Source organism: Moorena sp. (assembly GCF_982860115.1).
The window spans coordinates 1-10,944 of sequence record NZ_CEYLVT010000133.1; the positions used below are offsets into that span (position 1 = coordinate 1).

The 10,944-nt window shown below is 44.4% G+C and carries 6 protein-coding genes and 1 pseudogene; 2 read left to right on the forward strand and 5 right to left on the reverse strand.

The window, feature by feature from the left end:
* Positions 1 to 69 precede the first annotated feature (69 nt).
* Positions 70 to 219 (reverse strand): annotated as a pseudogene (locus AC4II3_RS20835) (AAA-like domain-containing protein); the annotation flags it as partial.
* A 173-nt stretch (positions 220 to 392) separates the two neighbouring features.
* On the opposite strand from AC4II3_RS20835, the gene AC4II3_RS20840 reads away from it, so the two are divergent.
* Positions 393 to 938 (forward strand): peroxiredoxin family protein, encoded by a 546-nt coding sequence (locus tag AC4II3_RS20840; protein ID WP_488010417.1) that lies wholly within the window; start codon positions 393 to 395, stop codon positions 936 to 938.
* 108 nt (positions 939 to 1,046) lie between these two features.
* Here the strand turns inward: AC4II3_RS20840 and AC4II3_RS20845 are convergent, their stop codons facing one another.
* The 4 genes from AC4II3_RS20845 to AC4II3_RS20860 form a co-directional block, all read right to left on the reverse strand.
* Entirely contained in the window at positions 1,047 to 2,072 is a 1,026-nt protein-coding gene (locus tag AC4II3_RS20845) for a DnaJ C-terminal domain-containing protein (protein WP_488010418.1), read from the reverse strand.
* 465 nt (positions 2,073 to 2,537) lie between these two features.
* On the reverse strand, positions 2,538 to 3,545 hold the full coding sequence (locus AC4II3_RS20850; RefSeq protein ID WP_488010416.1) for an RNA-guided endonuclease InsQ/TnpB family protein: 1,008 nt from the start codon (positions 3,543 to 3,545) through the stop codon (positions 2,538 to 2,540).
* Positions 3,529 to 4,125 (reverse strand): IS607 family transposase, encoded by a 597-nt coding sequence (locus AC4II3_RS20855; protein WP_488010415.1) that lies wholly within the window; start codon positions 4,123 to 4,125, stop codon positions 3,529 to 3,531. Before AC4II3_RS20855 ends, AC4II3_RS20850 begins: the two co-directional genes overlap by 17 nt.
* Before the next feature lie 83 nt (positions 4,126 to 4,208).
* Positions 4,209 to 5,498: a glucose-1-phosphate adenylyltransferase gene (locus AC4II3_RS20860; protein WP_488010414.1), complete on the reverse strand. Its 1,290-nt coding sequence runs from the start codon at positions 5,496 to 5,498 to the stop codon at positions 4,209 to 4,211.
* A gap of 430 nt (positions 5,499 to 5,928) precedes the next feature.
* On the opposite strand from AC4II3_RS20860, the gene AC4II3_RS20865 reads away from it, so the two are divergent.
* On the forward strand, positions 5,929 to 10,944 hold a 5,016-nt coding region (locus AC4II3_RS20865; protein WP_488029469.1), incomplete at its 3' end, for a hypothetical protein.

Genomic DNA, 10,944 nt, shown 5'->3' on the forward strand with positions numbered 1-10,944 from the left:
ATTCGCTCAATTTAAGATATATCAAGGGTTACAGGGCGCTTGTCGCCCCCCCAGCAAACCTAGATTCTTTTATCTATAGATTAAGATTGAATCTAACTCAACACCTATATCGGTTTGAATCACCTTGTTGAAGAAAGTGGCTAACTCAGGATTTTCCCTTAGTCTAGTTAAATTTACTAGCAGATAATCGCTATAAATTCCCTCTCGGGTAGGTGCTTGATCAAGAAGTTTTTATAGACTAAGGTTTTTGCAAGCCAAGTGATAGAGAGCAAGCTGCACTAATTTCGAGAGATCGCCCTTCTTTGCCTGAACTAGGTACAGTTGAGGGTGCCTACAGGTAAACTATAACAGTAACCATAAACTATTCCCTGTCCAGGAGAATTGAACCCCTGATGCTCAGAGACCTTAACTTTAGTGGCTTAATCAATCAGCGCTTCTTCCACAATTTTGTGCCTGTACCAGCAACTAACGCGCTACAACTCGGAGCAAGGACACCTGATTTTGAGCTACCAGATATTACCAATAACCGTCAGATCAAATTATCCGATTATCAGGGCAAACAACCGGTCATCTTGGCATTCACCCGCATTTTCACAGAAAAGCATTACTGTCCCCTGTGCTTCCCTCACATCAAAAACATCAATGAGAACTACCAACGTTTCACTGAGAAAGGAGTTGAGGTGTTAATGATTACGAGTACAGATATCAGGCAAAGCCAACAAGTTGTTAACGATCTCAGTTTACAAATGCCACTGCTGAGCGACCCCAACTGTAGAACCTTTCGTGCCTATAACCTTGGTCAAGCACTTGGTGCTCCCCTACCTGCTCAATTTCTTTTAGATCAGCTAGGAAAACTCCGCTTTCAACATCTATTTTCTTTTCTGAATCCGAATGCCGAAGTAGATACACTGTTAAATGCCATAGATACCCTCTTATGAGGTACCGTCAATTGTCTTACCCCTACTGCCTACTGCCTACTGCCTACTGCCTACTCCAATTAACCCAGCCGGAAAGTCCCTAGCCCCATTGAGCACTGCTAGATATAATCAAAGTCGAACTTGGGAGAAGTGACTGCGAGGATTGAAGCGACGACTTTCACGGATTTTTTCATAGTACTCCCGCTCCTGATTGGTGAGGTTTTTCGGAGTTACTATCGTAATTCGCACTAACTGATCACTACGTCCACCCTTAGGTAAAGACCAGCCTTTACCCCGCAACCGCAGAGATTGACCAGAACGAATACCAGCAGGAATATTCATACTCACAGAGCCATCTGGAGTTGGTACATCGATTGACCCACCCAAAACCGCTTCATCTGGTGTGATTGGCACTTCGCAAACCAGATTCTCACCATCGAACTCAAAGAAAGAGTGAGATTTGAGTTCTACTTTCAAATACAAATCTCCCTTTTGCCCATTCAGAGGGTTGACCTGACCCTTGCCTCGCACCCGAATACGACTACCGGGTTTGGCACCAGGGGGAATCTTGACAGTTATAGTTTCACTACCTAGGCTGAACCGTTTTTGGACACCATTAAAGGCTTCAGACCAACTGAGGCTAATGGTTGCTTCCCGGTCAGCACTTGCTCCTGTAGTGTTGTTAAAGCCCGAGGTGCTGCTATAGCCACTAAAACCACCAAAATCATTAAACCCATTAGAGCTAGAAGTACTTGTACGGTAGGAGTAGCTCTGACTACTTCTGCTTCCACCACCGGGGGCACCAGTGCTAAAGCGACCCAGCAATTCATTAATGAACTCGTCAAAGCTGCCATACTGGCTAAAATCAAAGCCACCAACATCAACACCGACTCCACTACGACCAGACCATCCTTGTCCCGCTTGCTTCCAGTACTGACCAAATTGATCGTATTTCTTCCGTTTGTCCGAGTCAGATAAAACTTCGTAGGCTTCATTGACTTCCTTAAAGCGAGCCTCGGCTTGTTTGTCCCCAGGATTGAGATCCGGGTGGTACTTCCGGGCCAAACGCCGAAAGGACTTTTTAATGTCATCAGCATTAGCAGTTTTGCTGACTCCTAGGATCGAGTAATAGTCTTTGAAGTCGGTCGCAGCCATCAAGAGTGTCTCCTAATCGTCTAAGATCGTAACGGGTAAGTTATTGCCCTTGGATTATGGTTTATCCACCTCAACGCCAGGGTAACAAAGGTTTCAAGTAAACTTAGTTCGGTTCTTCCTCACTGCTGCGATCGCAATTTCCGTACATGTTAATACTCTGTTAAGGGTGTTTTCAGCAGTTTTGGCAAGGTCTGAGGTAGCAAGGCCTTAGGCTAAGGGTTAATGGTTTTAGTACTTAATGCCTAGCCTAAGCATGTCTAATCCCTATCCCTAGGGTAAGCGTGTAAGCGTGGCTAATTTTGATGTGGATGAACTTACCGATACTTTTTAGCTACCAAAATCTACAAAACGCAGATCTCAGCCCACTAATGCAAGCTGCTCTCGCAGCCAGGGGGTATCTCCCAAGGCTCGCAGGAATATTCCACGAGCGCCGTTGATGTCTCGTTCGCGAAGCGTGACCAAAGGTCAATCCATAGATCGACCATCAACTCTAGATTTGATTGTTTTACTGCCGCCAATGTTTACCATTTCACCGGTCCAGCTAACAGTCTTGCTAGTATAGGCTTCGCAGACATCTACTACTGTCTTACCAGTCTCTTTGGCTTTATGCTTTAAGAACTCTTTGAATCGATAGTGAGCAAAATTAAGCATATTGCGAACAGTTTTAGATAGGATTTTTCTATTTCCTTTCTTTGACATTTGAGATGTCTCAAAAGTGGGAAGTAATATCACATCAAAATTGTCTACAAAAAACCTGGCAGCTTTGTGGTGCAGTTCATTTATTAGGTTTTGAATCCTGACTATCATCCGGCGGGCAGCCTTTCTCATTCGGCGTTTCTGCCCACGTTTAGCCTTACTAATTTTTGAAAGCAGATTATCTAAGTGCTGACATAGTCTTTGGATTTGGGAGAAATCTCCGTGCCCAATCTTCCCTACGGAAGTCTCGCTAAAAAAGGTGAGAAAGGTTCTGACTCCAGGGTCTAAAGCAACTACTCGGCCTTGGTTGTCGGTCTTCATTTTCGCTGCTTCATGGGGGACTACCAAGTAGTACTCCCCATTGTGGCTGGTTAATCGGCAATCGCCAATGTTGTCAGGAATAGATTCTGCATAAGATATTTCCCCCAGTTTGGTGTGGTAGATGCCTTTCTCAGATACCGCCGATTTGGGAATGTAGCAAGACTGCTTGGGGTTTTTACGAGATCTAAATCTAACCCGATTAACCTGAGCAGTCTTCTTGTACTTCTTTTTCGCCTCCCGGACGGCGGTGCAAGCATCCTTTATCGCTATAGACTTGATTTGATAAGGCACTGACTTGCACCACTCGGGAAGGTCGTTTAATATACCAGTTTTAATGGCTTTCCAGTTAGCTTTAATTTCACCATTTTGAAGAATTTTAACGGTCTTATTAAAAACGTAACGGGATACCCCAAACCATTTGCGAACAAGCGTACGCTGTTCAGGGTTTAGGAACACTCTGATCTTCTTTGATTTTCTTACCGTATTTCCTAAGTCCGTGGACTCGGCAAGAGAAGACGTGAATGATGGAAAGAAGATCTGCGGTAATCTCGAACTCGGGACAACTTTCAGGTTGGTCGAGAACCAGGATTTTTCCACCGTTGAGACCGACCAAGTACTCAATGAGTTCAAACCCAAATCGGGTAAGTCGGTCTCTACAGGCAACAACAATCGTGAGCTTATCTCCGCACACAATTCGTTCCAATATGGTTCTAAGACCTTTCCTTTTGTAATTGAGTCCTGACCCGATGTCTTTAATGATTTCCGCCTCTGGGAAGAGGGATTGGAGGTAGGCGACTTGGCGGGCAAGATCGTCTCGCTGTTTTCTGCTACTAACTCGGCAGTAGCAGATGGTGTGACAGCGTGATCTGTTAGACTTTGGAGCTTTTCCAAAACGGAGAAGATCTGTTGAGTCAAAGAGTCTTGTTCCACCAGGAGTTTTTTCGCATCTGATTGTGCCATTATCCGCATACTTCCTTAACGTGTTCCCCGATAATCCCGTAAGTTCGACCGCCTTACGTAAGGGAACTAGTGCCATAGTTATAATCTAACAGTTTTTTGTAGATAGTATAAGGTTTTTGTAGAAAATTGCTAACAGCAACTAACCCTTTCTATCCAATACTAAATCACGGCTCCATGGGGAATTACTGCATTTTTGATCACTACAACAATGCCATTACGAATATAAAATCCCTCACTTTCACAGTTGGCCTCTTCCACACGATCCTTGTTGAAGATTTTGACATTGTTACCGATACAAGCATTTTTATCGATAATTGCACGACGAATAACGCTATCCTTACCAATCCCTAAAGTCACTTGATCTTGTTCTTGGGCTGATAGACGTTCTGTTAAAGATTGATAGTAGTCAGCACCCATAATTAAAGAGTCCTCAATAACTGTTCCAGCTTCCACTCGCGATCGCAATCCCAATACCGAGTTATTAATGCGGCAATCTTTGAGAATACACCCTTCTCCAATAATTGACTCTGTTACCCGACAGTCTAAAAGCTTTGAGGGTGGTAGATAACGGGCACGGGTGTAAATCGGAGCATCTTCCTGATAAAAGCTAAAGGATGGCTTAGGTTGACGAGTCAGGGATAAATTAGCATTGTAGAATGCCTCAATAGTGCCGATATCTTGCCAATAATCATTAAATAAATAAGCTTGAATGTTATACTTTTGCATCGAGGCTGGGATAACTTCGTGACCAAAGTCTGTGTGCTCAGAATTAGCTTCGAGCAGTTCTTTCATCACTGCTTTACTAAAAACATAAATTCCCATAGAAGCAATGTAAGGACTATTTCTGGCTTGTTCTGGTGTAAGACCAAGCACAGTAGTATCCACTTGCATTTGTTTAAGCAATTCCCCTGTGGGTTTCTCGCGAAAGTCAATCACCTTACCCCGATCATCAATTTGCATCAAGCCAAAGCTAGATGCTCGTTTCTCATCAATAGGCACAACCGACAGAGTAATATCCGCTCCAGTGTCCCGGTGACGTTGGACAAATAAGCGATAGTCCATCCGGTAGAGGTGGTCTCCTGATAAAATTAGGTATTCATCAACATCCCAGCCATCAAATAGCCAGAGATACTGACGAACTGCATCTGCTGTTCCCTGAAACCAGCTTGGGTTTTCCGCAGTTTTTTGGGCTGGTAAAATTTCAACAAACCCTTCTGAGAAGCCAGAGAAATTATAGGCACGGGTAATGTGGCGATTGAGAGATGCTGAGTTAAATTGGGTTAGTACATAGATTTTGTAAATCTCAGAATTAATGCAGTTACTGACAGGAATATCGATCAAGCGGTATTTGCCTGCCACTGACACTGCTGGTTTAGCCCGGGGCTTAGTTAGTGGATATAAGCGGCTTCCTGCGCCACCACCGAGAATGATTCCTAAAACTTTTTTCACAAAACACCTCTGAAATGCTCATGCCTGAACAACTCCAGTCTCTGACGGGTGTGGGGCAGTTTTCAAGGGGGGTAAGCCAGTAATTTATTATAAACGCAAAGTTTTCGAGAAGTCTATGTAAAATCCCTAGTTAGCGCCACAGTAAATTCGGTACTTTCCCGGTGAACAGTAGTAGGTCAAGGGGAAGACAATAAAATCGCTGGGTCAAATTAATTGGGGAAAGGTTTTAAGACAAATTGAAACCCGGTCGGGCATTTGTATTGCCAGAGGATGGATAACTCAGATCGACACCCATACCAGTGGGTGTCCGAAATCCCTTTACCCAATTCCTATAGACCCAAACCCGAAGCGAATTCTGATGCAGCTATCCCTAATTAGCAATTGGTACTAGCTATCGCTATAAATAACTAACTAAACATTTTGAATCACTATGGCAAACGTTATTCTCTCACAGACAACTATCCAGCTTACTGAAGGTAGTACTCAACAGCCGACATACACTATTGCCTTAGACCCCCCACCAACTCAACCCGTCACCGTTACCCTCAGAACTGATGGGCAGAGTCAAATCAATGTGGATGAGCAAGGATTCGATACCCAACACACCGTCGTATTCAGTGGCAACTTAGAAAAAACTGTGACGGTGCGGGTTAATGATGATGGCACTCCTGAAGGTGTTCACCCAGGCACCATCACTCACACTGTTACAGCCACAGAGGACGAAGAGAACTATCCTCTAAATACCGAACTGACTCCTGTCAGCCTTGACATTACCGATAATGACCCAGGGCTATATATCCAAGGCACCCCCACACCCATTGAAGGGGGTGAAAATGGTACCTATGAATTTGGATTGAGTACCGCGCCGGATGGAAACGTAACAGTCCAAATCGAAACTACCGATGGTCAGAGTGAATTTAGTTTAGATGGGGGCAACACCTTTTTCTCTTCCCGAGAGATAACCTTTACCCCAACTAACTTCACCACCGAAATCACGGTGCAGGGGATTCAGGACAATATCCTAGAAGGTAACCACAGCAGCACCATCACCCACACCATTACTCAGTCCCAGGCAACACAACCACAATATTCTCAAGATCAAACTAGACAGATAAATTTCACTATTACTGACAATAACCCAGATCTGCTCACCTTCGATAACCAAATCTTGTCTATTGAAGAGGGTCAAGAAGATGGTACGTACACAATTAAAGCAGACGGGCTTGATGCAGACATAACAGTCACCATCAAAGCCAATGGATCGAGTCTAATCAAGGTAGAAGATGACCAAGCATTTGCTTCCGAGCAAATGATAACCCTCAACAGCACCACATCTGAAAAAACTATCACGGTGCAGGCTGCTGAAGACTCAGATGTCACCGGACCTCAAACAGTTAGCATTAGCCACGAAATTACTAATTCAAACAGTTCAAACTTTCCACGTGGTAAAGTTGGGGATGTTACTGTTAATATTGCTGACAATGATCCTGGGGTAATCATCACTCAACCTACTGGTCAAATTCTAGAAGGTGAGGAAAATGAATACACCATTGCATTAAGCACCAATCCTGATGGACCGGTAACAATCACCCTTGAGTCTGATGACAATAGTGACATCAAATTGCCGGATGGGAGTGGGTTTGTAGAGCAGGGAACTATCACACTCAGCGATACTACACCCCAAACCATTAAGGTACAGGCTACAGAAGATAGCGCAGCATCAGAAGGGACTCACGAAAGTACAATCACCCACACAATCACTGCTGGAGACAATAGCGACTATCCTACAAGCACAACAATTGATAACGCTACCGTTCAGATTATTGATGATAGCTCCAGCCTTTTTGGTTTTAATACTGCCCCGTTTAATGAAAGTGATCCTCAAAAAAATATTGAAGATGGTGTTGAAGAGGGTAATGAAGGTAACTACACACTTCGATTAGAACAGCCTCCTGGTGGAGATGTAATAGTTACTATTCAGGCTGATGACCAGAGTGAGATCAGTATTGACGGAGGTAGCACATTTGCCGCAAGCCAAGATGTTAGATTCAGTGACACATCGGCAAAAACTATCACCGTTAAACCTATAGATGACTCAACCGTCGAAGGATCTCACACCAGCACCATCACCCACACCATTACTGACGCTCCGGACGGCTCAGTTTATAAAGTAAACAGTAACGCTGGAGATGTAATTGTAAATATTACTGACAATGACCCAGGTCTGATCATCACTCCAGCAACTGAGCCCACTGAGGAAGGTGGAGACTTGACAACTTATGAAGTTGCCTTAAGTACCACCCCCACTAGCCCCGTAAGAGTTACTATCACCACAGATGGGGAAAGTGAACTTGCTCTGGATGAGGGCAACTTAAACTTTGGCACCAGTCGAAATATCGAACTTAGTGACACTACACCAACCACTGTCACGGTGCGAGGTACAACAGACGACGATGTAGAAGGTCTTCACACCAGTACCCTCACCCATGAAATTACCGATTCTACGGATCCGAACTATCCTGAAAGACGGGGAACAGAGTTTACTACTATCGACATTAAAGATGGTACCCCTGGAGTGATTATCTCCAATCAGTCTTTGTCTGTCTCAGAGGGTCAAGAGGGGACTTACACCATTAGTTTAACCACGGAGCCTACCCAAGATGTAACGGTTACCATTACAGCGGATGAGCAAGGTCTGATCAGTGTGGATGGTGAAGAGTTTGCATCAGAGCAGGTGATTACCCTCAACCAAAGCACACTGGAAAAGGAAATCAAGGTGCAAGCGGTAGATGATGATCCGCCGGAAGGGATTCACAGCAGCATCATTACCCACAGCATTGCTTCAGACGATACAAACTATTCCAATGAGAACACACCCATTGATGATGTCACTGCCACCATTACTGATAATGATATCGGAATAGTTATCATTGGTACTCCTCAGGTCACTGAAGGCAGTACTGATACCTACGAAATTGGTTTAAGCACTCAGCCTACTGGCGATGTGACAGTTACTATCACAGCTGATAATGATGATACTGAAATCAGTGTTGATGGTACTAACTTTGCTTCTAGTCAAGATGTTACATTCAGTAACCTAACCCTGCAAACCATTACCGTGCGGGTAGAAAATGATGAAGAATTTAAAGGTCTTCGCGACCGCACCATCAAGCATGCTATTACTGAATCCCAAGACAACACAAACTATCCCCCAGAACTGGAAATTCCAGATGTTACAGCAGAGATTACTGATGATGAGCCTGGAGTAGTCATTATCAGTAATCTCGATCTCACTGAAGGAGAGATCGGGACTTACGAAATTGGTTTAAACACTCCTCCTGTGGGGGGTGGTTCAGTAACCGTGACTATCACCGCTGATCCACAGACTACAATCAGCACAGACGGTAATAACTTTAATTCTACCCAAACGATCCAGCTCGAAGGAACTACACGGGAAACTATCATAGTGCAGGTGGTTGATGACACGGCTGTGGAAGGCGAGCACAAGAGCACTATCAGCCATGAAATTACTGGTTCAAGTGATCCCACCAATTATCCTCTAGGCCAGGAGATCGATGATGTTACTATCGATATTACTGACAATGACCCTGGACTAATCTTTAGTGATGCGATCGCAATTACAGAAGGTGGTGATGAAGGAACTTACACAGTTGCTTTAAATACTGTACCTACTGGAGAGGTGACTGTTACTCTAACCGCTGATGACGATAGTTTAATCAAGGTAGGTGATCAAGACGTAGTTGACGGAGAGTTTGCCAAAGAGCAAGTCATTACTCTCAACCCAGAAAAACTGCAAGAAACCATTAGTGTACAAGCCGTTGATGACGATCTGGTAGAAGGAACTCACACCAGCACTATCAGCCACGCAGTGACTGACAGCGAAGATACCACTAATTATCCGATAGGAATTAGCGGCTCGTTCAGTGCCACAATTACAGATGATGACCCTGGGATTGTTTTCAGTGAGACCACCTTGTCTGCTGAGGAAGGTCAAGAAGATACTTACACAATTGGCTTAAGCACTGTGCCTACTAGTGATGTAACCGTCACTATCACAGCCGATGATGATAGTCTAATCAAAGTCGATGACGGGGAGTTTGCCTCCGAGCAAGTTATTACCCTCAACGCTGAAACCCTGGAAAAAGAAATTACAGTACAGGGGTTAGATGATGATCAGGTCGAAGGTGATCACACTAGCACAATTAGCCATGAAATAACAGCTTCCGAGGACCCAGACTATCCCCTGGGCGAGTTAGAACAAGAGGTCACTGTCAATCTTACTGATAATGACTCTGGACTGATTTTCAGCCAGGCCATCACAATCACTGAAAACAATGGTTCAGGCACTTACACAGTTTCTTTGAATACTCCTCCCACTGGAGAAGTACAAATTACTATCGAAGCTGATGACCAGAGTACAATTAGTCTCGATGGCATCAATTTTGGCACTCAGCGAATCATTACCCTCAACCCAACTACACTTGAAGAAACCATTACGGTACGAGCAACTCAGGATGCTCTAGTAGAAGGCGTTCACACTAGCACAATCTCTCACACAGTTACCGATACAGAAGATCCTGAGAATTATCCTCTTGGAGAAGGGCCATCATATACTGCCAATATTGTAGACGATGACCCTGGAATCGTTTTCATCGATGGTCCTGTGTCTGTCCAAGAGGGTCAAGAGGGAATTTACACAGTTGCTTTAAGTACGCGACCCACTGGGGATGTAACAGTTAAGCTGACTGCTGATGACCAGAGTGTAATCAAGGTAGATGGTGAAGAGTTTGCCACAGAGCAAGAAATTACTTTCAACGCTGAGACTCTGGAAAAAGAAATCACGGTGCAGCCGGTAGATGATAACCAAGTTGAAGGAGATCACACTAGTCAAATCAGCTACGAAGTTACAGTTTCCGAGGATGAAAACTATACTGTTGGCTTAGATGGAGAACTCACTACCAATATTACCGATCCTGCTCAAGTGGTTATCACCCCGATTTCCCCTCTGGAAGAGGGAGAGCTTGGGGAGTATACCATTGCTCTGAATAGTGTTCCAGCTGGAGCAGTAGAGATTACTATTACTGCGGATGAGAACAGTGAAATCAGTCTGGATGGGCAGACCTTCGACAACACAGTAGTGGTAAGCCTAGAAGATACTACTGCCAAAACCATTACGGTACAGGCGTTGGATGACGATTTACCAGACGGTGAGCAGACCAGCACCATCAGCTATGAGATTACCAGCAGTGGGGATTTAGACAAATATCCATTGGATCTCGATATCCTATCCACCGAGATCACCATTACTGATAATGACGCAGTTGTTCCTGGTCAAGTCAATATCACCGAGATAGCCCCTCTGACCGAAGCAGGAGAGTCACAGGAGTATACCATTGCTCTCGACACTGAGCCAGCTGGACCAGTA

Excerpts from the sequence above, each read along its gene's own strand:
- AC4II3_RS20840 (WP_488010417.1), top strand. The coding sequence starts at position 393 with ATGCTCAGAGACCTTAACTTTAGTGGCTTAATCAATCAGCGCTTCTTC.
- AC4II3_RS20845 (WP_488010418.1), bottom strand. The coding sequence starts at position 2,072 with ATGGCTGCGACCGACTTCAAAGACTATTACTCGATCCTAGGAGTCAGC.
- AC4II3_RS20855 (WP_488010415.1), bottom strand. The coding sequence starts at position 4,125 with ATGGCACTAGTTCCCTTACGTAAGGCGGTCGAACTTACGGGATTATCG.